19 protein-coding genes are annotated in these 24210 nt (G+C 42.7%); 4 read left to right on the forward strand and 15 right to left on the reverse strand.

Annotated features, from left to right (window positions below; genetic code table 11):
* A partial coding sequence (locus ACUNWA_RS07655) for a tetratricopeptide repeat protein (RefSeq protein ID WP_445591305.1) occupies nt 1-900 on the forward strand: 900 nt, incomplete at its 5' end.
* 241 nt (nt 901-1141) lie between these two features.
* Here ACUNWA_RS07655 and ACUNWA_RS07660 read toward each other — a convergent pair.
* The gene (locus tag ACUNWA_RS07660; protein ID WP_445591306.1) at nt 1142-4054 is read right to left on the reverse strand and encodes a CHAT domain-containing protein; all 2913 of its coding nucleotides are present in this window, start codon (nt 4052-4054) and stop codon (nt 1142-1144) included.
* A gap of 104 nt (nt 4055-4158) precedes the next feature.
* Here ACUNWA_RS07660 and ACUNWA_RS07665 point away from each other — a divergent pair, with 104 nt between their 5' ends.
* Nucleotides 4159-4290: a bacteriocin gene (locus ACUNWA_RS07665; protein WP_445591307.1), complete on the forward strand. Its 132-nt coding sequence runs from the start codon at nt 4159-4161 to the stop codon at nt 4288-4290.
* 186 nt (nt 4291-4476) lie between these two features.
* On the opposite strand, the gene ACUNWA_RS07670 is transcribed toward ACUNWA_RS07665, so the two are convergent.
* The 7 genes from ACUNWA_RS07670 to guaA form a co-directional block, all read right to left on the reverse strand.
* Nucleotides 4477-5616: a THUMP domain-containing class I SAM-dependent RNA methyltransferase gene (locus ACUNWA_RS07670; protein WP_445591308.1), complete on the reverse strand. Its 1140-nt coding sequence runs from the start codon at nt 5614-5616 to the stop codon at nt 4477-4479.
* A gap of 9 nt (nt 5617-5625) precedes the next feature.
* Nucleotides 5626-6555: a serine O-acetyltransferase EpsC gene (epsC, locus tag ACUNWA_RS07675; RefSeq protein ID WP_445591309.1), complete on the reverse strand. Its 930-nt coding sequence runs from the start codon at nt 6553-6555 to the stop codon at nt 5626-5628.
* Complete coding sequence (gene cysK, locus ACUNWA_RS07680; RefSeq protein ID WP_445591310.1) at nt 6545-7483, reverse strand: cysteine synthase A; 939 nt, start codon at nt 7481-7483, stop codon at nt 6545-6547. Before cysK ends, epsC begins: the two co-directional genes overlap by 11 nt.
* Before the next feature lie 168 nt (nt 7484-7651).
* The gene (locus ACUNWA_RS07685) at nt 7652-8179 is read right to left on the reverse strand and encodes an AAA family ATPase (RefSeq protein ID WP_445591311.1); all 528 of its coding nucleotides are present in this window, start codon (nt 8177-8179) and stop codon (nt 7652-7654) included.
* The gene (pnuC, locus tag ACUNWA_RS07690) at nt 8172-8771 is read right to left on the reverse strand and encodes a nicotinamide riboside transporter PnuC (protein ID WP_445591312.1); all 600 of its coding nucleotides are present in this window, start codon (nt 8769-8771) and stop codon (nt 8172-8174) included. Before pnuC ends, ACUNWA_RS07685 begins: the two co-directional genes overlap by 8 nt.
* A 3-nt stretch (nt 8772-8774) precedes the next feature.
* Nucleotides 8775-10391, reverse strand: a complete 1617-nt coding sequence (locus ACUNWA_RS07695; protein ID WP_445591313.1) for a S41 family peptidase — start codon at nt 10389-10391, stop codon at nt 8775-8777.
* A 273-nt stretch (nt 10392-10664) separates the two neighbouring features.
* The gene (gene guaA, locus ACUNWA_RS07700) at nt 10665-12194 is read right to left on the reverse strand and encodes a glutamine-hydrolyzing GMP synthase (protein WP_445591314.1); all 1530 of its coding nucleotides are present in this window, start codon (nt 12192-12194) and stop codon (nt 10665-10667) included.
* A 234-nt stretch (nt 12195-12428) separates the two neighbouring features.
* Between guaA and ACUNWA_RS07705 the strand changes: the two genes are divergently transcribed.
* Nucleotides 12429-12722, forward strand: coding sequence for a hypothetical protein (locus ACUNWA_RS07705; RefSeq protein ID WP_445591315.1), 294 nt, complete (start codon nt 12429-12431; stop codon nt 12720-12722).
* 273 nt (nt 12723-12995) lie between these two features.
* Here ACUNWA_RS07705 and ACUNWA_RS07710 read toward each other — a convergent pair whose 3' ends face one another.
* The 3 genes from ACUNWA_RS07710 to ACUNWA_RS07720 form a co-directional block, all read right to left on the reverse strand.
* A complete protein-coding gene (locus tag ACUNWA_RS07710; RefSeq protein WP_445591316.1) occupies nt 12996-14171 on the reverse strand; it encodes a glycoside hydrolase family 130 protein in 1176 nt (391 codons plus the stop codon).
* 47 nt (nt 14172-14218) lie between these two features.
* On the reverse strand, nt 14219-16045 hold the full coding sequence (locus ACUNWA_RS07715; protein ID WP_445591317.1) for a sodium:solute symporter family protein: 1827 nt from the start codon (nt 16043-16045) through the stop codon (nt 14219-14221).
* A 72-nt stretch (nt 16046-16117) separates the two neighbouring features.
* Nucleotides 16118-17698, reverse strand: a complete 1581-nt coding sequence (locus ACUNWA_RS07720; RefSeq protein WP_445591318.1) for a cellulase family glycosylhydrolase — start codon at nt 17696-17698, stop codon at nt 16118-16120.
* A gap of 193 nt (nt 17699-17891) precedes the next feature.
* Between ACUNWA_RS07720 and ACUNWA_RS07725 the strand changes: the two genes are divergently transcribed.
* A complete protein-coding gene (locus ACUNWA_RS07725; protein ID WP_445591319.1) occupies nt 17892-18776 on the forward strand; it encodes a helix-turn-helix domain-containing protein in 885 nt (294 codons plus the stop codon).
* Between the two features lie 42 nt (nt 18777-18818).
* Here ACUNWA_RS07725 and ACUNWA_RS07730 read toward each other — a convergent pair whose 3' ends face one another.
* The 4 genes from ACUNWA_RS07730 to rfbD all read right to left on the reverse strand — a co-directional run bounded on the left by ACUNWA_RS07730 (nt 18819) and on the right by rfbD (nt 24210).
* On the reverse strand, nt 18819-20426 hold the full coding sequence (locus ACUNWA_RS07730; protein WP_445591320.1) for a CotH kinase family protein: 1608 nt from the start codon (nt 20424-20426) through the stop codon (nt 18819-18821).
* A 376-nt stretch (nt 20427-20802) separates the two neighbouring features.
* Complete coding sequence (locus ACUNWA_RS07735; protein ID WP_445591321.1) at nt 20803-21555, reverse strand: 3-keto-disaccharide hydrolase; 753 nt, start codon at nt 21553-21555, stop codon at nt 20803-20805.
* 27 nt (nt 21556-21582) lie between these two features.
* On the reverse strand, nt 21583-23331 hold the full coding sequence (locus tag ACUNWA_RS07740) for a phospho-sugar mutase (RefSeq protein WP_445591322.1): 1749 nt from the start codon (nt 23329-23331) through the stop codon (nt 21583-21585).
* Nucleotides 23332-23337: 6 nt separating this feature from the next.
* Entirely contained in the window at nt 23338-24210 is an 873-nt protein-coding gene (gene rfbD, locus ACUNWA_RS07745) for a dTDP-4-dehydrorhamnose reductase (protein WP_445591323.1), read from the reverse strand.

Below are 24210 nucleotides of genomic sequence, written 5' to 3' on the forward strand. Positions count from 1 at the left end.
CAAGAACTCTTACTCTGCAACGATTTAGAAAAAGACATTGCGCTATATAACGAGATCGACCAGGCAGCTGCCGAAACAGACATTATGGATCTTCGCACAAGTCTGCAATCCATTCAGCAAACAGAGGCTTCAACCACTCAGAAGATGGAAGAAATTGATCAGTACATCAACCATGAACTGACCGATGAAAAACTAACAGCTTTCGAGGCTGAACTGGAGGAAAACCCTGACCTGGAAGCAGAACTCAGACTGGTGAATGACATCGACATAGCCATTCAGGAAACCGAAATCATGGATCTGAGAGCCAAGCTGGGCTCCATCAGCAAAGAAATCAACCGCCAGGAAAAGCAAAAACGATCCTTCGCAGCCCGATTCAGCGCTTCAAGAATAGCCGTGGCGACAGTAGCAGCCTCTTTAATCCTGATTTTCAGCATTGCCGGACTGGTCAGTAAAAACAGGCCATCGAACGATGCCGAGCTCTACAGCCAGTTCTATAGCCCCTATGAAACAACCGGCATTTTCCGGTCGGGCGATGCGCTCATAGACAGCAAACTAACCAAAGCGCTGCATCAGTTCAATGAAAATAATTACCAGGAGGCAATCAACCTGTTCAGCGAAGTGCTGGAAATTGATCCCAACAACCCGGTAAGTAACTTTTATTCCGGTATGGCCTACCAGGAAACAAAAAAAACGGATCGGGCCCTGATATCTTATCAAAGTGTAGTTAAAGACCGGGATAACCTCTTTGTAGAGCAAGCCCAGTGGTACATCGGACTGTGTTACCTGCAAAATGAAAACCGGAAAAAAGCATACAGGCAGTTTACCCAAATAGCCAACAGCGACAGCTTTTACCAGCCTAAAGCCGAGGCTATTCTGAAAAAAATAAGATACCTGGAATAAAACAACAATTAGAAAGCAAATAAAGAAAAAGATAAAAGATTGTTAGCAACAAAAATGAAACGTTAATACCTGTTCATCCTTAGTTCCTTGTTCAATATCCTTAAAGTTCAAACGTTCATTTTTTCACGGTATTCGCAATGAAATGCTTGATTATCCTTAACGTTCAAAAGAATTCATTCTGAATACCCTTTCATTAGCAAGTAAATTTTCTTTCAATAATGGTACAGAAGGCCCGGATTGGTTAATCCCGGGCTTTCTTTTTGCGGTAAAACTGATCGAGAAATAAGAAAAGAATAACACCAAAAATGATCAGAATGAAGTAGATATCTTTGCTTTGAAAGAGAGGCTCCGGATTCCCAACAACCACATATCCAAGCCAGTAATGCGGATGAGCCTTTAAGGGATCTGCATTTTTGATGTGAGCCAGCTTGGCAGATCGGAGTGCTTCATCTTTACTTTTTCCTTTCGACAGAAATCGATAAAAATCTTTCATAATATGAGCACCCGACTCATCCTCAACTTCCCATAAAGTCATCACAATAGATGGACAACCAGCATACAGGAAACCTCGCGCCAGGCTCATCACACCCTCTCCTTTCTGTAATTTACCACTTCCCGTGTTACATGCGCTTAAAACGGCCATACGAGCCTTTAAATCCATGGTGTAGATCTCATTGGTATTCAACCACCCATCGTCCGTTTCGTCTAAATACGGCTTTGAGAAGGCCAATTTGGAGTACATTGGCAAGGTGTCATTTATTAAGGTGTGCATTGCCAGGTGCAAAATATCATATTCTGAAGCCCGGCTTTTAAATTCGGCCTCCTGGGCAAGCGAATCTTTAAAAATCTCACCAGAAACATATTCGCTGATAAAATCAACTTCCTTACTAACAGCCGGCAGAGGCAGCAAACCTGCACGATACTCGGAAATAACCGTATAATCGCGATCATCATTGTGGTAACTGGGAGCAAAAGCCAGAAGATCATTTTCAGCCTGCTTTTCATTCTCAAAATAGTTATACAGCAAAGTTGCCGAATAGGTATAACTAATCGAATAATCCTCCACAAGATAGGATAGATTTCTGAAATTCATTTTACTGGTATCCGGCATTTCAGAAAGCAATGCATCAAAAGGAATGTAAGCTAATTTATCATCAGGAACCACCACTAACTGCTTGCCTTCCAGTAAGGATTTATCCTTTTCTAATAGAACTTCGTATAACTGATAAGCCGATTGAGCATATCCTTTAAATTCGCTGAGTCCAGTGAATAAATATTTTGGGCTCGTCAGAAATTGGTAGACCGACTCGATGTTTTCAACAAACGTCAGATCAATCAACTCTTTTGTAAAACTCACCGCATCTTCCGTGATTATAAACTTATAAACCTGCCCTTGCTGATTACTCTCACTCGGCTCCTCTATCAAATATTCAACCACCGCCGTTTTCCCATTAACATGCTCCTGGATTGAAGCTACATCCACAACTTCATTTCGGTATTTAAACGCATAATAATTCGGGAAAGAATCTTCAAAAAGCTGCACCAACTGCTCATATTGCTCATTCAGCTGGAAAATTTTGGAGTTAAATAGTTCAACCCTGGCAGAATCCGGATCCGAATTCTGATTCTCCTCAAAAAGCATCTCCTTATAGCTGGAAATATTCATTTTTAAATAGTCTTCCCTTTTCAGCAAACTATCCGGAATTCCTCCAAAACGCTTAGCCCTGGAATCTTTGATGGAGGCCAGGAAACTGGCCGACTTACTCTTTTCTGCAAACTCAAATCCTTTTTCTGCAAATTGAAAATCACCGGTATGCAGAAAAAGCTTATAACTAAGATCAACTGCCTCAATAAACGTAGACTCTTGGTTTTCAGATAGAAAAAACTGACTATCTTCAGAAACATAACCGGTTCTGATTTGATGAATCAATTCAGTCGCACGCTCAACAGTCTGCAAAGCCAGCGTATAGTTCTCAATCGCCATTTCTTTTTGAGATTCCGACAAATTAAGATCAGCCAAAGTTTCAAAACAATTGGCTTTCTTCTTTAAAACTTCCAACAGTTGGATTTCTGAAATATCCTGTCCTAATTCCGGGTTAACATCCGTTTCAAAACTTGCGAAACCATCCGTCCCCGCAATCAGGGCTTTCTGGTAGTAATCTAACGCAATCAATAAATCCTTTTTCCGCTTGGAATAGAAATCGTTTAGGTCACTGGCTTTCGAGCTCCGCTGAAAGTAATAATCTCCAAAATTTAGCATCACATCACTGTACTGCAAACTTTTTTCTGTGAAATATTTGACAACTAAATCTTCAGACCGATTAACATATTCAAGCGCCTCATCGTATTCATTAATCGACAATAAAAAGGAAGCATAATCACTGTACTCCAAGCCTAAATCATAGCTATCTGAACCTGAAATTTGAGTTAAAATATCGAACGTTTTTTGATAGTATTTCTTGGTCAAATCATAATCCCCCAGCTCCTTATAGATTCGAGCTGGAAGACTGTAATAGAAAGACTTAGCCCACACAGGAACATTATCTACATTATTTATGCAGCTTTGAATTGCATTCTCATAATCACCTATTAAGTATAAGGCTTCAGACACGTTGTACTTAACAATTATAACCTGACTAGCATATTTGATTTCATCGGTCTGAAAAGCCCGCAATGCAGCTTGCTGGAATTCATAATTTTTAACAAAATCTCCCTTAAGCTTATAGACAATTCCAAGATTTGAGTAAACAAAACCAAGACGCGGATGATTTTCTGAGTATAACTTTTTAATAATCCGCTCAGCCTTTAAATAGATGTCAATCGCCTTATCATACTCCCCTAGATTCTTATAAGTGATTCCTAGGTTAATTAATGGCAAGAAAATCTGAATATTCGTATCCTGATAAACTCGATCAATATTTTGAATTGCTCCAGTGTAAGCGACTACAGCTTTCTCAAAATCTCCTATTCGTAAAGCTTCCCTTCCTTCCTTATTAAGCTCCTCAATTAATAAGCTATCGCGCTGTCTATAATTCTCCTCCACTGCAGCCCTTCCCGAAAAACTCAAAAAAAACGCACAAAAAAAAGCAAACACAACCCCACTGATGATCAGGACATTACATCGTCGAGTGTTGTTTTTTTTATTTTTTTTCATTTTTCAAGGGGTTACCTTTTCACCTTATTCGGAATAAAGAAGCGAACAAAGGATAATTAAGGATTTTACAAGTTACAAGTATTAACCATTAAAACTTAAAAGTAATGAAAACTTTATTTGCTAACAACGAAAACAACATTTTTGATTCATTCGAAATCTTAACAAAAGAAGAATTAAACGAAGTAAAAGGTGGTCGTGGTCGTGACTTTGATGTAATCGTAGAAGACCTTGACTAAACACTATTAAAGTTATCAAAAAAAATTAATCATCACACATAAGTTTGAAAAGCCCTGTAGGACTAGGCATTATTAGTCACTGTGTCTTTTTATCATTTTCAATCGTTCTTTGAGCAGCGTTCTTGTAATCAAGATTTCTGCGGGCGTAAAAACAGGTGAAAATTAATTACGATAATTTAAGCAAAACTAAATAGACGTTTTTTTAGACCCTTTATATAGTTTATATTCTCTGAAGCTGCAAGCCAGCGAACCGTTGTATAGCGGAATTTTAACCTCGGGTTTCAACCCTATTGATTTTAAACATTCGTTCGTACTGATCAGCCAGGCAGTGGTATTTGGATAATGATGTTTCAAACGCTCGCCAACCATAGCGTAAAATGCCTGATCACCCGATTTAATTCGCTCACCATAAGGAGGATTAAACACCAGAAAAGAAGAATCGTTTTTCTTTTCCAAGGTACGAAAATCAGCAATATCAAGCTGAAGCACATCCAAGACATTCGCTTTTTCGGCATTTCGATAAGCCAAATCGATGTTTACTCTGGAAATATCTGATCCATAAATCTTATACCCAACTTGACGATGTTCATGCTGGTCTTTTAGATTTTTAAAGATTTCTTCATTGTAATTTTTCCATTTCTGGAAGCCATAACTTTTCCGAGTCTCTCCTGGCAAAATATTTTTGGCCATCATAGCCGCCTCAATCACAATGGTTCCGGATCCACACATCGGATCAGTAAGCGACTCTTTTCCATTCCAACCCGACAATTTAAGCATGCCGGCCGCCAAAACTTCACTAATAGGAGCCTCATGATTTCCAGAACGATAACCGCGCTTATGCAATGATTCGCCACTACTATCAAGAGATATCGTACAATCGTTATTCGAGATATGCAGATTAATCAGAACATCCGGTTTATTGACATCAATCGAAGGTCTGCGACCACTTACGCGTCGAAAACGATCAACAATCGCATCCTTTGCTTTCAGCGATGCAAACATTGAATTCCGGAACAGATCATTAAAAACCTTGCTTTGCACAGCTAGAGTTTGATCAGCGTCAAAATATTCCTCCCACTTCACTTTCGAAACCTGATGATAAAGATCGTCCACTCGCTTGATGCTAAAGTTCCGCACAGGCATCAAGATTTTCAGAGCGGTTCTCAAACTATAATTTGCACGGTACATCAACTCCATGTCGCCCTGAAAATAAACAGAACGTCTTCCTACCTCTACTTCGTCAGCCCCCAGGCCAATTAATTCTTCCGCTAAAACCTGTTCCAATCCGGCATAGGTGGTAGCTACAAAACGATAATTTTTATGCATGCTCTAAATTTATATACCAGCTCCGTCGCTAAAAGCAGTTTCGCGCGCTTTGAACTGTACTATTTTTGAATTTGGCGGCACATTGTTTGTCACCCAAACATTACCACCAATAACTGAATTCTCACCAACTGTTACCCGGCCAAGAATGGTTGCCTGGGCATAAATAATCACTCCATCTTCCACGATTGGATGACGCGGAACGCCTTTTATTGGGTTTCCATTTTCATCGAGTGGAAAACTTTTGGCTCCCAAAGTAACTCCCTGGTAGAGCTTCACGTTATTGCCGATGATACAAGTTGAACCGATGACCACACCTGTGCCGTGATCGATAGTAAAAGATTCGCCGATTTCGGCTTTCGGGTGAATATCAATTCCCGTTTCCGAATGTGCCATTTCCGAAATGATGCGCGGAATCAATGGCACATCCAACTTAAGGAGCTGATTAGCAATCCGATAATTAGAAATAGCCCGAATAGCCGGATAGCAGAAAATTACTTCACTTTGACTTTGAGCTGCCGGGTCACCCACAAATGCCGTGTCGACATCAGCCACCAGTTTTCTTCGGATCTCCGGCAGGTAGGCAATAAACTCACTAGCTAAGTTTTGGGCATGCCGATTACGTTCCTGCATATCGACCTCTTGCGGATTTTTGCAAGTAAAGCATAAACCAGCCATAATCTGCTCAGACAATAACTCAAAAAGCTCATCAACATAAACCCCCATGTAATGTTTTATGGTGTTTGGTCGCAGACTCGTCGTGCCAAAATAACCCGGAAAAAGAATTTCGCGAATCATATTGACAATGTTAGCCAGCTTTTCAGTTGAAGGCAGTGGCTCTCCTAAACGATGTTCATGGCAAACCAAGTCGTAACTATCAGGATCTGACAGACGATCTACCGTTTGATTAATTTTAGCAAGTATTTTAGAATCAGATTGCATCTTTCTCTGGATTAAATAATGTTGTACTTAAGTATCGTTCTCCGGTGTCGCAAATGATAACAACGATTGTCTTTCCTTTGTTTTCGGACCTTTTCGCAATTTCTAAAGCGGCATAAACATTGGCCCCCGACGAAATTCCGCAAAACAAGCCTTCCTCTTTGGCTAACAAACGAGCGGTTTCAAAAGCATCGTCATTCGCCACTTGAAAAATCTCATCATAAACTTCCGTGTTCAAAACCTTAGGAATGAATCCAGCTCCAATTCCCTGAATCTTATGTGAACCGGCAGGATTACCGGACAACACCGCGGAGCTTTGAGGTTCAACAACCACGCTACATATCGATGACTTTTTCTCTTTCAACACTTCAGAAACCCCGGTAATCGTACCACCCGTTCCTGCTCCGGCAACAAAAATATCAACCGATCCATCGGTGTCATTCCAAATTTCCAAAGCTGTTGTCCGTCGATGCATCTCCACATTGGCCGGATTTTCAAATTGCATGGGGACAAAGGCATTGTCCATCTGCCCTGCCAGTTCCTCGGCTTTCTCGATTGCTTCCCGCATCCCTCCTTTTGACGAAGTTAGCACCACATCTGCACCATAGGCTTTCAACACTTGCCGGCGCTCAACCGACACACTTTCGGGCATCACAATTTTCAGGGAATACCCCTTAACGGCACAAACCATTGCCAAGCCAATTCCCGTGTTCCCACTAGTCGGCTCAATAATTATCGTCTCTGAATTGATGATTCCTTCTTTTTCAGCTTGATCGATCATCGCCAAAGCCAACCGATCTTTTACTGAACCTCCTGGATTCTGCGATTCCAATTTAGCAATCACACGGGCATGGCAACCTTTGGTTACTCTATTCAGTTCAACCAATGGCGTATTGCCAATCAGTTGGGTTATGTTTGCAGCAATTTTCATACGATTATTATTTTTGTTCGATGGTGACTTATAGAGCGCCTGAAAAAATCAGAGTTTACTCATTTTCAATATTGGGCAGCTCTCATTCTTCTGGCGGTTCAAGTTGACTAATTGTCAAACAAAAATCCCCTTTTTATCGTTGAAAAACAAGCAAAGCCAGAAAACAAATCAGGAATGAAGCAAACACTTAACGGCCTGTATTGCATTTTGAACACGCTGATCCCCAAGACCACTTATTTCAACAAATTTCAACTTACGATGCTGCAATTCCCTCTTATAAGCATCAAATAGTTGAAGTCGCTCTTCGCCGCCGTGCTCCCGCAAAGGATCCGGCTCCCATGGGATATCTGGCAAACAGAGCAAATACAAATCAATCGGCAAATTCGAGATCTCATCTTCCAGCCAGCCCGGTTCTTTTTGATAAACCCACTGAAACCACACCTTCGTAATAATCAGCCAGGTATCGAAGAAAACAAGTTGCGCCGGGGCTTTTGCCGATTCATGGTATTGTTCAATCTGCTTTTTGGTAATTTCCTCCAGGTCGTTGTAGGTATATTGGGTAGAATGGTCCTGAAAATACTCCCGGGCATATTCCGGATAAAAATCCCCATCAAAATGATGTGCCAAGGCTTCAGCCAACGTGCTTTTTGCAGTTGATTCGGGACCAGTAATGGCAATTCGAATTGTTTTACGCATCTTGTTTTATTAAATCATTTCTCCAACTGCGATAGCCATAAACAGCCATTCCGGTATAAACCAAAAACAGAATCACGGTTGGCCACAGGCCTTTGAAACCATACAAAAAGGCTGAAAAGAAATCAACAAAAATCCAAATCAGCCAATGCTCCACGTATTTGCGCGCCAACATCCAGGTAGCCACAATACTCAGAGCGGTGGTTAGTGAGTCGCCAAATGGAACCGGCGAGTCGGTATAATACTTCAAGCCAAACAGGAAAAGCAAAAACAACAGTACCGTAACAACAGCAACCGGAAGGTAAAATCTCAGCGGCATCCGACTTACGTTTAATTCCTCTTCTGAATCTGGATTTCCCTTCAACCAAAAATACCACCCATAAATGCTTAGCCCCACATAATAGACCTGCAGCAACATGTCGGCATAAAACTTCGAAACCAAAAACACATAAACGTAAAGTGCCGAGGTGAGCAAGCCCACCGGCCAGGTAAATATGTGCTGTCGAATAGAAAGAAAAATGTAAGCAAAGCCGAGAACTGCTCCGAGTAGTTCCACATAGTTGGCCGTAAGCCAAGTCAAAACCGTATCTGTCATTGATTAATGCTCTACCAGAAGATGGTTGTATTCTGAACTGTTTTTCAGGACCTTCAAGGCTTCCTGGATCACATCATTATCTTCGTTTATAATTTGATAAAACTCACTCTGTCCAAACAAATCTCGAGCAATCAATGCTTTAACCTGCTCTCTAATAATGGGACTAGCAAAGCCAGCATCACCATCTTCTTGCTCAATGCCTTCTTTTTTTGCTTCGGCAAACATCCGTTCAACCAATTCATCCTCGACCGAAAACTTCTCCCGAAACGAGTCGAATGACGAATATTTCTTCGTGAACTTATCCCGATTTTTGTCCAAATAATCCAAGGCCGTTGTATAAACAATATTCTGGCGCATCATCCGGTTAAAAAAACCATAATGAACAGAAGTGTCCATGGGAACAAAGATATCGGGCATGACACCACCTCCCCCATATACCGTACGCTTGTTGATCATGGTTTCATAAGTCAGACTGTCATTAAAATGAATGCTGTCTTGTGTGAAAAACTCACCAGCTTCAAAACGCTTTCGATAATCGCTCCGGTAAGCTTCCACGCCATCATCATAAGCTTTCTGAATACATCGTCCACTAGGAGTATAATAGTGAGCCGTAGTCAAACGAACCATTGAACCATCATTCAGGAAGTAAGGCTGTTGAACCAGTCCTTTCCCAAAAGAACGACGACCAACCACCACGCCGCGATCCCAGTCCTGAATGGCACCTGAAACAATTTCACTGGCAGATGCCGAACCTTCATCAATTAAAACGACCAGTTTCCCTTGTTCAAACTCACCCAATGCTGAGGCTTTATAGTTTTTCCGGCGATTATTTTCACCTTCCGTGTAAACGATCATCTTAAAAGCACCCAAAAACTGATCGGCCAACTCGATGGCAGCCTTTAAATAACCACCACCATTACCACGCAAGTCCAACACCAAGTTTTCAAATTTCGAATTTTGCTTCAACGTTTTGATGGCCTCCGAAAACTCATCCGTTGTGGTTGCCGAAAAACGATTCAACTTAATGTAACCCGTCTCATCGTTAATCATATACGAGGCATCCAGACTATGAATCGGTATTTTATCGCGGATAATACGGAAATCCAGTAATTCTTCATTCCGTTTGCGAAGTACTTTCAAATTAACAACCGTTCCCTTGTCGCCACGAAGCATGTCAAAAACATCGCTGTTCTCCAGGCCAATGCCAGCTACATTCTTAGCATCTACCTCAACGATACGATCACCGGCTTGCAAGCCAACTTTCTCTGAGGGACCACCTGGAATGGTCGCAACCACCATCAAAGTATCTTTAAAAATATTGAATGAAATACCAATCCCTTCAAAGCTTCCCTGCAAAGGCTCATTCATCTTTTCCACTTCTTCTTTGGAAATATAAACCGAGTGTGGGTCCAGCTGCTGAAGAACTTCAACAACGGCTTTCTCTGTCAAATCATCAACATTGGTGGTATCGACATAATTACTTTCAATCAACTGAAGCAAACGTCCGAATTTCAACATATTAGATTGAACATCCTGGGCCTCCACCTCACCGATCAAGGAGGTCATTCCCAACACGAGAATAACTCCCAACGCTATTATTTTCTTTAATTGTGCTATCATGGCATTGCTGTCTTTATTTTTTTTGAATCGTTAAAGATAAAAGAATATCATCCGCAGAACAAAACCTCATACCAATAAGTGCAAAATAAGCCAAAGTGTTCACGCCGGGACGGACCGTAACACCATCGTTTCCTCCCGACAAATACCCTACCAAAAGCATTCGCAGATAACGTTTTTATTCAAGAGACAAAAAGCACAATGAAAACCCTATCGTTTAAAGACAAAGAAGCAGACCTTAGCCTGCTTCTTTTATCTATCTTTTGATCGAACTATTTATTCCCATTCAATAGTTGCTGGTGGTTTTGAACTGATATCGTAAACCACGCGGTTAATTCCACGAACCTTGTTAATAATTTCATTGGAAATTTTAGCCAAGAACTCATAAGGCAAGTGCACCCAGTCAGCTGTCATTCCGTCGGTAGACATGACAGCACGCAGCGCAACCACATTCTCATAAGTACGCTCATCACCCATCACACCAACCGACTGGACGGGAAGCAGCATCACGCCTGCTTGCCAAACATCATCGTACAAATTCCATTCGCGCAAGCCATTAATGAAAATCGCATCAGCTTCCTGCAAAATGCGTACTTTTTCCGGAGTCACATCACTCAAAATACGGATTCCCAAACCGGGTCCCGGAAATGGGTGACGCCCAAGCAATTCAGACCTGATGTTAAGCGCCTTACCTACCCGGCGAACTTCATCTTTGAAAAGTAGATTGAGCGGCTCAACAACTTTCAGATTCATTTTTTCGGGCAAGCCTCCCACATTGTGGTGCGACTTGATGGTCGCTGATGGACCGTTTACGGAAACCGATTCAATGACATCTGGATAAATGGTTCCCTGAGCAAGCCACTTCACTTCTTTTATTTTGTGTGCTTCCTCATCGAATACTTCAATAAAATCGCGACCAATAATTTTACGTTTGCCTTCCGGATCGGTAATTCCTTTCAAATCGTTCCAAAACTTTTGTTTGGCATCGACTCCGATCACATTCAAACCCATATCTTTGTATGAATCCAAAACAGATTCAAACTCATTTTTACGCAACAAGCCGTTATCCACAAAGATACACGTCAGGTTCTTACCAATCGCCTGGTGAAGCAATACTCCGGCCACCGTTGAATCGACACCGCCAGATAATCCCAACACTACTTTATCGTTACCCAGTTTTTCTTTCAACTCAGCAACGGTCGTTTCGATAAACGACTTGGGTGTCCAGTCTTGCGTACAACCGCAAATGTTGACCGCGAAATTCTGCAACAGCTGTTTTCCTTCGGTGGTGTGATATACTTCGGGGTGAAACTGAATAGCATAAGTCGTTTCGCCTTCAATTTTATATGCTGCGTTTTTCACATCAGCAGTCGAAGCAATTATTTTATAGCTTTCGGGCAGGCGCTCGATGGTATCGCCATGCGACATCCACACTTGTGTGCCCAGCGTCATCTCTTTAAACAGTTCACTTTCCTGATCAATAAATCCCAGGTTGGCCCGTCCATATTCGCGCGAATCAGAAGGTAGCACTTCGCCACCAAAGTAATGCGCCATATATTGAGCTCCGTAGCAAACGCCAAGCAAAGGCAGTTTTCCTTTTATTTTTGAAAGATCTGGTTTTGGTGCATTTTCATCGCGCACCGAAAACGGGCTTCCGCTTAAAATCACCCCTTTAACGCTTTCGTCAATCTCGGGATAGTTATTGTAAGGATAAATCTCACAATAGATGTTGAGTTCACGCACCCTGCGGCCGATTAATTGGGTGTACTGCGAACCAAAATCGAGGATTAAAATTTTCTCTTGCATGAATCTGTCTTTTTTGGATGGCGCAAAGATAAACAATTCCTTTAATGCTCCTTAAAAAGTTAGTCAACGAAAACACTCATTTAACAAACCAACACAGACTTAGCGATTCATCTTAAGCAAAAAAGTCTGATGAAAAAGCATTTAACATCCACTTACATCAATTATTCCTATTTTCAACATCCTGTATTTGACTGAGGTATTATGAGGGCTAGCTAACTAAGACAACTGCATTCCGTGACCGTTCAAGTTTATGCCCCGCTAAGCTGGCAAACGCTTCAGCGCTTCCAGCTCCTGGCAATGCTCGTCAAAAGCATCCAGTTAACCGCCTATTTTTCGGTCAGCAGTCTTCTCTTCCAGCAGGCGAAACAAATCAACCGCCAGTTCAAGTGCTTCTGCTCTTTTTGTCAGCTTGGAATATTCGGTCAGTGCATAGATAAAAAAAACTTATGCACAAATCTGCTTTCGGCTATCCAACACCGTCCCTTTGAAATCCACCAACCAAAAGACACCACCATGTTTTTGATCTAAAAAGATTAGCAAGCAGATAATCGTAAGCACGATCTGCCATCTGCCAATTTTCATTCTGATTGGTCAACTGAGTTACGACCGAGAAAGTCCAAAGCAAGCGCGTATTTAAAATAATTCCCTTGGGCGATTCCGGAACTGGATTCCCGCTGAAATCCAGCTAACCCAGAAAACCTCCGTATTTTTCATCCAGCATGCGACTCTCGCAAAAAGTCAGTATCCTTTCAAGCTCACGGCTAACTTCGCTTCTGAATTTATCAATGATCGATTGATTCATCAATATAATCCCTGATTAGTGTCAATTAACTGATTGATCGCCTCCACCGATTTAAAAGAATGAAAGCCATCAGCAGGCGTATTTTTCACATAGTCTACCAGCCGCTCAACCGTAGTTGTAGCTACATGCATGCGAGTATCCGACGAAGCATAGTAGATAAAAACCCGGCCATCCTCATCCTCAAACCAACCATTGGAAAAGAGCACGTTAGACACGTCACCAACCCGCTCCCCATACTGAGGAGCCATAAAATAGCCACCGGGTAAATAGATGACACGATCAAGCTTAGTCAAATCAGTCATGAATAAATACAAAACATAGCGCAATCCAGCTGCGGTATTTCTCACGCCATGCGCCAGGTGCAACCATCCTTCCTTTGTTTTGATAGGCGCCGGCCCCAAGCCATTCTTCAGTTCATACACCGTGTGGTAATGTTTATTTTGAATGATACGTTCATCCTGAACCACCGGATTAATCATATCATCAATCAATCCCAACCCAATTCCACCGCCGCTCCCCACATTGATAAAACCATCCTGTGGACGCGTATAAACGGCGTACTTCCGGTTTACAAATTCAGCATGCAACACCACATTGCGCTGCTGTCCCGAAGTTGAGATCAAATCGGGCAAGCGCTCCCAGTTCAGCAAATCGCGGCTCCGAACAATACCGGCATTGGCAACTGCCGCGCTGGTATCGCCTTCGGGCGCAGCAGGATCTTTGCGCTCTGTGCAAAAAATACCATAAACCCAACCATCCTCATGAGCGGTTAAACGCATGTCGTAAACATTAACATCCGGATCGGCCGTTTGCGGAATGGTTATGGGCCGGTCCCAAAAACGAAACTGATCAATACCATTCGGGCTTTCAGCAATTGCAAAGTAGGACTTCCGATCCCAGCCTTCCATACGCACGGCCAACAGGTATTTGCCATTCCAACGAATGGCTCCGGCATTAAAGGCGGCATTAACCCCTAAGCGCTCCATCAGAAATGGATTACGCTCGGGCGACAAGTCAAAGCGCCAATGCAAAGGCACATGTGCAGCTGTTAGCACCGGATTTTGGTAACGTTCGAAGATCCCATTTGGCAAGAGTTCCACTTCATTCTTTTGATTCAGCAGCAACTCATGAGCCGCATTCAACTTATTCAATCGGTTTTCAAAATATTTTTCCATATCACAATAGATTCAATCGCATGATTTAAGATTCAAGTTTCGGCCCCTTAAAAGTCATTCAGTTTGTTCCACCAGGTCTTTTTCATGATTACAACAACAACGGCAATCACCAAAAGCGTTAGCACCATGGGCATGTTTTGTTTCAACACAAAGTAGATGGGCAACAGCACCAACGCCGTTTGACCAATGACACCAAGCACCACATTAAAGGCATCACGCTTGAAGCTGGTTTTCGACACAAAATCCGGATCTTCAGCAACGACTTTCTCATGAATGGGCTTCCAAAAACCCCAAGGGCGAACACTTTTATAAAATGATTTCAACACGGCTTCTTCCGTTGGAGGAGCCAGATAGGTACCGATCATACAGCCAGCTACCGAAATCAGAAAAATAAGGGGAAAATAATACAGGTCCAGGGTTTCGGTAAATACGTAAGGGAATATCAGCGCCGGAATCAGGCCGGCAACCATTCCCCAGAAAAAGCCGCTGCCGTTAAACCGCCACCAGTGCCACTTCAACACATTGGAAGCAATGTAGCTGCCATAAAGCCCGGACACGAGCCACTGCAGAATGGAGTTGATATCAGTCGCAAAAATTCCAAAGATGATACTGATAGCCACAACCACAATCCCGGTAGTGTAGTTGGTAATTTTTATTTCGCGGTTCGAAGCATTGGGCTTGTAATAATTCAAATAGATGTCATTCACCAAATAGGCCTGTGCGGCATTCAGTGTTCCGGCAAAAGTTGACATGAAAGCCGCGAGCAAACCTGCCAATAGCAAACCGGTAAACCCAATCGGCACAAACTGGCTTATTGCCGAGGGTAAAACCTGCTCAAAATCGATGCGCCCAGCCACCAACAAATGCAGCTGATCGTAATATAAAATGGCTAAAACAGCAAAACCGGTGATCATCAGGTAGCGAACAGGCACCAATACCAAACTCACCATACCACTCATTTTCGCAGCTTCCTGAGGCGTTTTGGTTGACAGAATTTTCTGCATGTCGTAATTCGGGATTGGCCCGGCAACACTCGCCAAGACCCCTTTGAATAACATCATCATAAAAAAGATACTAAACCAGGAATACCCATCGGAAGCAATTTTAGCATTCATTTCATTGATAATTCCGGACCAGTCGATTTCCAAACGTGCCCCAAAAAAGGGACTCATCCAGCCATCCGGCACCTGCAAACTTTGATCGCCCAGCGCGGCCATTGCGATCACAGCAATTACCACAGCCGAAATGGTCATAATAATATACTGGACCAAGTCGGCCCACACAATGCCGGACATGCCACCAAGCACCGAGTAAAACACCGCAAAAAGGGTAAAGGCAATGCCATAAACATGGGGCACATATTCAGCGGTAACATGAAAAGGGAAATAAGGCTGAACCACTTCCCACGGAATAAAAATCTGCACAAACTTCCCCAAACCGATAAACCCGTAAGCCATTAATCCCAGACAGTTGATCAGTGCAAAAGCAATAACGATGGTGTGAGACAAGCGAGCTTCACGCCCACGTCCAAAACGCGTGCGAATCCATTCAGCCCCCGTGGTCACATTCGATCGGCGAAGCCACATCGACAGGTAAACCATCAGAAAAATCTGGTTGAATGAAGGCCAAAGCCAAGGAATCCAGACACTTTTCAATCCGTAAACCACTGCCAATGTCACCATCCACATGGTTCCGGAAATGTCGAACATACCCGAGGCATTGGAAAGCCCCAGCATATACCAGGGCAATTTATTGCCGCCAAGCAAGTAGGATGATTTATCGCGCTGCGCCCATTTCCGCAATACCAGTCCGATAATTACGGTAATGATCAAATAAGCAACAATCACAGAGATGTCAATGATACCAAGTTTCATAGGTTATTCGTTTAGCCGTTTTTGATCTGTTCGTTCTTGATTTAGGTTTTGCCTCTTCTTTATATTGAAGTCTCAAAACTGCAATATGAGTTCTCGTTTGCTCTTCTTTTCATTGTGCGGGATGACTACCCAGCCTGCGTCAGAATTGTTTATTTTTTCAATTTTGTACGATGACGCTTCTTTTAGTTCTGACAGGGATGGAACATAGACCATAGTGGGTGAGTTTATTTTTTCATTCTCCAGCCATTCCATTTTAAACTGAGCAGTCTCATGATCATATTGATAGCTTAGTAATTCGCCACAAGTATAGGATGGATAAGGGCGTAACAATGCTTTTTGGAAATAAGAAAGGCTTTCAGTTCCCGGATCATAGGACCAATAAGCATTCCCAAAAAGATTTTCTTCAATTAAGCTGACGGCATAACGGGCTACCGGAACGATGCCATCCGAATGACTATAATAAGCACCCCATTCACCTAACCATACCGGCATGCCAAGTTGCTGTCCTTTTTCTTTAATTCGTTCATAGATAAACGCGACTCGCTCAGAATTTGCTACTGCTGCATCTTCGGTGTCGGTCACCAAGTCGTAACCATGTGGAGCGTAGGCCACAAAAGGGTCTGGTGTTCCGTCAGCCAAAGTCACTCGCTCGATACTGCTTTTCACCCCTGTATTGCTAAAATAACTGTGCTCCAGAAACAGAATACGCTGCATGTCAACCTCGCGGATAGCGTGGCTTACTTTCTGATACATCGACTGCAAGTGCGTGCTTTCGAACTCGTGATTAATATCATGCAAAGCATCAATAACAGGAGCGTAATTTTCTTTTGTCGAAAGAAGCTTCAGCGCCTCCGTCCTCATGCTTGCATCTCCCCAGGTTTCAGCCAGCTTATCTTCTGTCAGAAGTTCTCCCGTAAGTTTATATACCAAACCTGCGTAAGCCTCAAGCAAAGCAAGTGTTGCCATTTGAGCTGATGTCCCCGGAAAAGGCTCATTCATGATGTCATAACCAATAACCGCTGGATTGTTGGCATAACGCTTGGCAATATGTTTCCATAAATTGGCATAATGGTCCTGGACGCCCACGCCATCAGGAGCCGACTTGTTAGCCCAGAAATTATCAAATGCTGTTTGCACAGCCTCGCTTAGCATATAAGCATCACTCCATATTGATCCAGTTACATGAGTTTTTCCTTCGTCGAGCGTAGCCCAATTTGGGGCCCCATCGCTATATTTTAATCCAAATAAATCCTGATGCATATCAAGAATTACAAATATGCCATTATCTGCAGCCCATTCAATACGCTGGTCTATCTCCTCCAAGTATTCTTCATTATAAACACCCGGCTCAGGCTCCAGTCCATCCCAGATTATAATAAAACGAATGCTGTTAAAACCCCATTTTTTCAAATTGGCATAAAACTCAGGACCTCCTCTAAAAAGATAGTTTTCTTCTCTGGACTTACTCACGACATTAATTCCATTAAGAATTACCTGCCTTCCGTTATTGTCAACAAACTGAGTCCCTTCTACGCTGATCGTCTCCGGAAATATCGTTTGACGGCTCCCGGTCTCTCTTTCGCCACAAGCTGCCAACAATAAAGCCATCCCGACTATTAGCAAATTCGTTATTCTAATGCTTTTTCTTAACATGATATGATGATATTTATTATACTTCACCCCACCTAATCGTCTTTCACTTTGACTATTTTTTGTCCCACCACCTAATACTCCTTACAATGCCTCACACTTCCCACTGACATTTAAACAATTACAGACTTCAAAAATATTTCATATACTTGCATCATACAAATACTATTTTATCAATTCTTTGTATTATTAAAATATGGAAGTTGCAAATTTCACTTTTTCTAATCGCGAAATCACACCATTAACAACCGAAGATTGCTTGTTGGTTTTTGATCGGTGGAAAGACAAATTTGATTTCCCGCCACATTTCCATCCAGAGTACGAGCTAAATTTTATTGCTCATGCGCCTCGTGTAAAGCGAATCGTAGGCGATCACATTTCAGAAATAGGAGAGCTGGAATTGGTTTTAATTGGTCCGAACTTGCCCCATTACTGGGAACAGGGAGACTGCCAATCAACAAAGGTTCGGGAAATTACTATTCAGTTCCACAGAGACTTGTTTCATGATAGTTTGCTCAACCGGAATATCATGCAGCCGGTTCGTGACATGTTAAAGCGATCATTATGGGGAATTACCTTTTCGGAAGGAGCCACCAGACAGGTGCAGCATCGTATTGAAAAACTAGCCAACCTTAACGGGATGGATGCTTTTATGGAATTGCTTTCGTTGCTCTTTGACCTTTCTACCTCTAGAAATCAGCAAACGCTATCATCGACCACTGGCAAGCACGACGTTTTTCACCATAATGAGAAGATTCAGAAGGTTTACGAATTTGTACAGAAAAACTACATGCGCAAAATAAAAATAGAAGAAATGGCTGAACTACTTACCATGACAGAAGTATCATTCAGCCGGCTTATCAAACAACGCACGGGCAAGACCTTTATCGAATACCTGAATGATTCGCGCATTGGTTTTGCCACCCGTCATCTGATAGAAAACAACCACAGCATTTCTGAAATTGCTTACTTATGTGGGTTTAATAACCTGGCAAATTTCAACCGGATCTTTAAAAAACGAAAAGGAAGCACGCCTAGTGAATACCGCGACAATTTTGCTGGCATTAAGCGGGTAAACTAAACACAGAGGACATAACCCTCCATCAAACTGCGGAGCAAGCCGCTATTGCTTCACGAGCTTCTGAGTAAAAACCACTTCATCATCCTGCATAATACGAAGGAAATAAATCCCATCAGGCAAAGCCTTCACCTGTGCAGCCTGAACGGTAACATGACGGCTGCCTGAACCAATAGTGCTTTCCGCAACTTTTGCACCCTGAATCGAATAAATCATCCAACTCAACCGTCCGTTTAGCCAAGTAGGCAGCTCTAAATGCAACACATCTCGAAAGGGGTTCGGATAAGCGGAAAAAGGTTCGCCCTTCGCGAGCTGGTTTTCGCCAACATATAATCCTTCGATATTCGTATCCAGCCACTTCAGGCGATTTTGAATCCAGTTTTCGAGCCAGGTAATTTCAGCAGTATAACTATTCCCGACATAAGCATTAGGCCAAACCCAGGTACTCAACACCGGCCATTTCGTAAAATTGCGAGCCTGAGCGTCGCCCAGCAAGTTAGTCAAACTGTCCACAACCAAGTGAATACGCTGATCAGACAATTCTCTCTCACGCAAGCTAATCCATCGGGTCTTCAACTTCTTACGAAAGGCGTTGTCTTCAAACAAAATTGGCCACCAAAATTGGTTTTGCCAAGCATCATCAACCAAGTTGGCTTCATACTGAAATCCCGAGGTGGACTTGCCACTATGATAGTTTGCATTTCCAAAAGCGAGATTGAAATCCCAAATGGGCCCCAGCTTTAGCTTGCCATTTTTATCTTTATGCAAAAACGTGCTCAGACGATAACCATCTACATTCTTAGCCAGCTCATTCATAATCATGTAATCGACAAAACTGTCTTCATCCGCCAACGCGCGAAAACCATTCGCGCCATCAAAATCCTTGTCATGCAAGGCTTTTTCAACCTGATCAATGTAGTCTTTAATATATTCTTTCTGAGCAGGCTGAATCTCCTCCTGCTTTGGGTATTCATATTGAAAGAATGTTTTCTTATACTGCTCGTTCAGGTAGGCAGAATACCAACCACTTCCTCCACTCCCAGTGGTTTTATCAATTTTAATAATATAGCCACCAGTCAAATCCTCACCCGACAAATCTTCCGGTTTTAACTTAGCCAAATCAACCCGATCATTATCGCGCTTAATTTTCTCCATCATCACATAAACGCCTTGATATCGATCATTCAGAAATAATTCCACAAACCGACAGCGAGGCGAGTAGCGCCCCAGCGAAGCGTCGAGCGTAAAGACAAGAACGTTACGAATGAGTGACTTATCTGAATAAGGTCCGTATAAAATCCAGTCCTCTTCAGCAGGCATCCCTAAAATTGAGGCGTCTAAATCGAGTCCTGATTCATCGCGCAACTCCAATCCATATGATTTCTTTGGAAAACCCTGAGAAGAAGACCCACGAAGTTCGATTGCAATCTTGCCGTTAAAATCATTAAATGTATCTGTCGAAGAATTAGCCTGTCCGGCACCATTCCAGATAATCCCCATTTGCACATCAATTTTAGGATCATCCGGAATGGTCTGACCTGCCGTATTGACAACCACCAAGGGCAAGCTGGAAGCACCAAACGAACTCAGCGTTTGCGCATGCGCAGAGGGAATAAAAAACAACAGTAACAGGAAAGAAAAACAACTCCTCATAGCTCGTGGTATAGTCAAAGTTTGGCATAGCAAACTGCGTCACTGATCAAATACTGCAGCACAGTTCGTAGTAAAGATAGTACGCTGATACTAAAAACAAAAGCAAAACGAACGAACAACGATCCAGAACACTACTTTCCCGCCAAGTAAAGAGCAAAAGAAGCTACCGGAAAAAATTCCCGCAGCTTAAAAAACGATCTTAACACAAAATTAAATCATTAAAAATTAAGTTTATGTTTCAAAAACGAGCCTTCCGGGTAGCTTCAATTTAAATCGGAACCTCAAAGACAAAATCCGCCCACTCCATTAACAAAATATCAGCGCACAAAAAAAGGAGAGCTACTCAGCTCTCCTTTTTAGGATTGGTATAATTTTTCTATAATTCGCGAATCCAAATGTTACGGTAGCTCACCGGATTACCATGATCCTGAAGAATCAGCGGGCCATCGCCGTGAGGCTTTACAGAGTATTCGGGGATACCGATGTACTCGGTAGGCCCACGCACTTCAACATTGTTTTGCACCAATACACCATTATGAAGAACCGTCACCCGGGGATGTGTAAAATAAGTACCATCCTCGTTGAACCGGGGGGCAGTGTAAATAATGTCGTAAGTTTGCCACACTCCTGGCCCTTTACAGGCGTTTACCAAAGGCGCATGTTGCTTATAAATACTTCCGGCCTGACCATTCCGATACGTGCGGTTGTTGTAATTGTCCAACACCTGCACTTCGTAAATACCCTGTAAAAAGATACCGCTGTTGCCGCGTCCCTGGCTCTCACTCACCACTTCGGCAGGTGTACTCCACTCAACATGCAACTGGAAATCTTTAAACTGACGTTTTGTTTTGATAATTCCAGAACCACCTTTCACGGTAGCCACGCCCTGATCAAAATTCCAGCCCGGCTCTCCACCGTTACCATCGGTCCATTCATAGCCAAAAGCCTGTTCGGAGCCTAACAACACAATGGCGTCCGAAGGTGCATCCATTGGTTTTTCGCCTGGAATAACAACGGCCACCTCCGGATCCCAAATTTCAGTCATTTCAGCCACCATCGCTGGTCTTTCTTCCTGGGCAAACACGCCCAGGCTCATCAGTGCGAGTAGTACGAATACTAATTCTTTCATGGTTTATTCAAGTTTAGGTTAAAAAAATTACAGGTTTAGTTGTTGCATAATCGCGTCTATTTTTTCTTCAGCCAACAGCTCGACCGTATCAAACTCTTCGCGACTATTAAGCTGTCCGGTCACTTCAAAATAGAATTTAATTTTAGGCTCTGTTCCTGATGGACGAACCGAAATTTTGGTTCCATCTTCCGTGAAAAACTGCAGCACATTCGACGTAATTTTCTGATCGATCTTCTTGCTTTCACCACTAAGCAAGTTTCGTTCTGTCAAATCCGCATAATCTTTTACTGTTTTCATCAAACCACCACCCAATGATTTGGGAGGATTGGTCCGGAAATCAACCATCATTTGCTGAATTTCATCAGCTCCGGTTTTTCCCGGGCGAACAATATATTTCATTTTTTCTTTGGAATAACCATACTCCAAGTAAATGTCTTTTAGCAATTCGAACAGGGTTTTCCCTTGATCTTTAGCCCAGGCTGTAATCTCAGCCATCAGCGCACAAGACGAAACAGCGTCTTTGTCACGCACGAAATCAGCTGGCATAAACCCAAAGCTTTCTTCTCCCCCGCCAATGTACTTTTTCGTTCCTTCATTTTCACGAATCACCTCGGCAATGTATTTAAAGCCTGTGTACACATCGAAAAACTCAATGCCATTTTTCTGCGCTATTTCTGCAATCTTTTCGGTTGAAACGATGGTCTTAACAATGAACTCATTGCCTTCCAATGCGCCTTTTTCCTTCATCCGCGTTACGAGATAGTAGATAAACAACAAGGCTGTTTGATTACCATTGATGATGAAGAATTCGCCTTTGTCGTTTTTCACAGCCACGCCAATCCGGTCGGCATCCGGGTCGGAAGCCATCACCACGTCAGCATCCACCTCATAGCCTTTTTTCATCGCCATTTCCATAGCAGCCGGCTCTTCGGGGTTAGGTGAAACAACCGTCGGAAAATCGCCACTCACCACATCTTGCTCCGGCACGTTGATAATGTTTTCGAAACCAAAAGCACGTAAGGCCTGAGGAATCAACTTCACCCCGGTTCCATGAATAGGCGTATAAACGATCTTCAGATCTTTGTATTTTTCAATGATTTCGGGTGCCAGCGAAACCGTTTTCACTTGCTCGATGAATTTGTTGTCCATCTCCTCTCCCAAAATTTCAATCAACTCTTTATCTCCTTCAAATTTGATATCTTCCGCATTAACCTGCTGAACTTCCTGGATAATATTTACATCGTGAGGACCAACAATCTGCGAACCATCTTCCCAGTAGGCTTTGTAACCATTGTATTCTTTCGGATTATGCGAAGCTGTCAGGATAATTCCACTTTGACAACCCAACTCGCGAATAGCAAACGAAAGCTCCGGCGTTGGGCGCAAATCTTCAAACAGATATACCTTAATGCCGTTGGCAGCAAAAATCTCAGCACTTTTTTCGGCAAACAACCGACTATTGTTCCGGCAGTCGTAACCAATAGCCACCTTTATTTGCTCCAATGTGGCAAACTCTTTTTTCAGGTAATTACTTAACCCCTGAGTGGCCGCACCTACGGTATAGATATTCATCCGATTGGAGCCAGCGCCCATGATTCCTCGCAGGCCACCTGTTCCAAACTCCAAATCACGGTAAAAGGAGTCAATCAACTCTGTTTTGTCTTCCTGCTCTAACATGTGCTTCACGGCGTTGCGTGTCGCTTCATCATACACCTCACTCAACCAAGTCTTTGCTTTACTTACAACTGCTTCTAAAACTTCGCTATTTGTTGCCATCTCTTTCTACTTTTTTAATTCAATAATACATTTCTTCAGGCTATCGCGCCAATAGGGAATCTGAATTCCAAAAATACGCTTAATTTTGGATTTATTCAGCACGCTGTAAGACGGACGGACCGCTGGCGTGGGGTATTCCTCCGTTGCAATTGGATGAACATAGCAAGTAATTCCAGCCAGCTCGTGTATGGCTTTGGCAAAATCGTACCAACTACACACACCTTCATTGGAATAGTGATAGATCCCAGGCTTCCAGTCGCAAAGTTTATTTTCGGTTTTTGAAATAATTGTTAAAATTACCTGTGCCAAATCGCCGGCGTAGGTTGGCGTTCCTACCTGGTCGCTCACCACCCGAAGTTCATCGCGCTCTTCACCCAATTTCACCATGGTCTTCAAAAAGTTTTTCCCATAGCTGGAATACAACCACGAAGTTCGGATCACCATGGACGAAGGAGCCTCTTTCAGCAAGGCTATCTCGCCATTCAGCTTACTCTTGCCGTAAACCGACTCCGGATTCACCAAATCATTCTCAGTATAGGGAGTATACGAAGTTCCGTCGAAAACATAATCGGTGGAAACATGAATCACCTTCGCCTGATGCTTTTTTCCCATTCTCCCAAGATAAGCAGGCACTTTAGTATTTATCAACCTGGCTAAATCAGCTTCTTTTTCAGCAATATCAACCGCCGTGTACGCGGCACAATTGATGATATAATCCGGTTCTTCCGTATCAACAAACAACGACACCGCCGCCTGATTAGTCAAATCCAGTTCTTGAATATCTGTAAAAAGAAACTGAAAATCCTTCAAATCGGCGGCCTGCGCTTTTATCGCAGACCCTAACTGTCCTTCGGCTCCTGTGACTAGAATTTTTACCAT

This window comes from Sunxiuqinia sp. sy24 (assembly GCF_052677165.1).

Bases quoted from the DNA above. Each gene is read 5' to 3' on its own strand.
- ACUNWA_RS07660 (WP_445591306.1), bottom strand. From the start codon at position 4,054: ATGAAAAAAAATAAAAAAAACAACACTCGACGATGTAATGTCCTGATC.
- ACUNWA_RS07665 (WP_445591307.1), top strand. From the start codon at position 4,159: ATGAAAACTTTATTTGCTAACAACGAAAACAACATTTTTGATTCATTC.
- ACUNWA_RS07670 (WP_445591308.1), bottom strand. From the start codon at position 5,616: ATGCATAAAAATTATCGTTTTGTAGCTACCACCTATGCCGGATTGGAA.
- epsC (WP_445591309.1), bottom strand. From the start codon at position 6,555: ATGCAATCTGATTCTAAAATACTTGCTAAAATTAATCAAACGGTAGAT.
- cysK (WP_445591310.1), bottom strand. From the start codon at position 7,483: ATGAAAATTGCTGCAAACATAACCCAACTGATTGGCAATACGCCATTG.
- ACUNWA_RS07685 (WP_445591311.1), bottom strand. From the start codon at position 8,179: ATGCGTAAAACAATTCGAATTGCCATTACTGGTCCCGAATCAACTGCA.
- pnuC (WP_445591312.1), bottom strand. From the start codon at position 8,771: ATGACAGATACGGTTTTGACTTGGCTTACGGCCAACTATGTGGAACTA.
- ACUNWA_RS07695 (WP_445591313.1), bottom strand. From the start codon at position 10,391: ATGATAGCACAATTAAAGAAAATAATAGCGTTGGGAGTTATTCTCGTG.
- guaA (WP_445591314.1), bottom strand. From the start codon at position 12,194: ATGCAAGAGAAAATTTTAATCCTCGATTTTGGTTCGCAGTACACCCAA.
- ACUNWA_RS07710 (WP_445591316.1), bottom strand. From the start codon at position 14,171: ATGGAAAAATATTTTGAAAACCGATTGAATAAGTTGAATGCGGCTCAT.
- ACUNWA_RS07715 (WP_445591317.1), bottom strand. From the start codon at position 16,045: ATGAAACTTGGTATCATTGACATCTCTGTGATTGTTGCTTATTTGATC.
- ACUNWA_RS07720 (WP_445591318.1), bottom strand. From the start codon at position 17,698: ATGTTAAGAAAAAGCATTAGAATAACGAATTTGCTAATAGTCGGGATG.
- ACUNWA_RS07725 (WP_445591319.1), top strand. From the start codon at position 17,892: ATGGAAGTTGCAAATTTCACTTTTTCTAATCGCGAAATCACACCATTA.
- ACUNWA_RS07730 (WP_445591320.1), bottom strand. From the start codon at position 20,426: ATGAGGAGTTGTTTTTCTTTCCTGTTACTGTTGTTTTTTATTCCCTCT.
- ACUNWA_RS07735 (WP_445591321.1), bottom strand. From the start codon at position 21,555: ATGAAAGAATTAGTATTCGTACTACTCGCACTGATGAGCCTGGGCGTG.
- ACUNWA_RS07740 (WP_445591322.1), bottom strand. From the start codon at position 23,331: ATGGCAACAAATAGCGAAGTTTTAGAAGCAGTTGTAAGTAAAGCAAAG.
- rfbD (WP_445591323.1), bottom strand. From the start codon at position 24,210: ATGGTAAAAATTCTAGTCACAGGAGCCGAAGGACAGTTAGGGTCTGCG.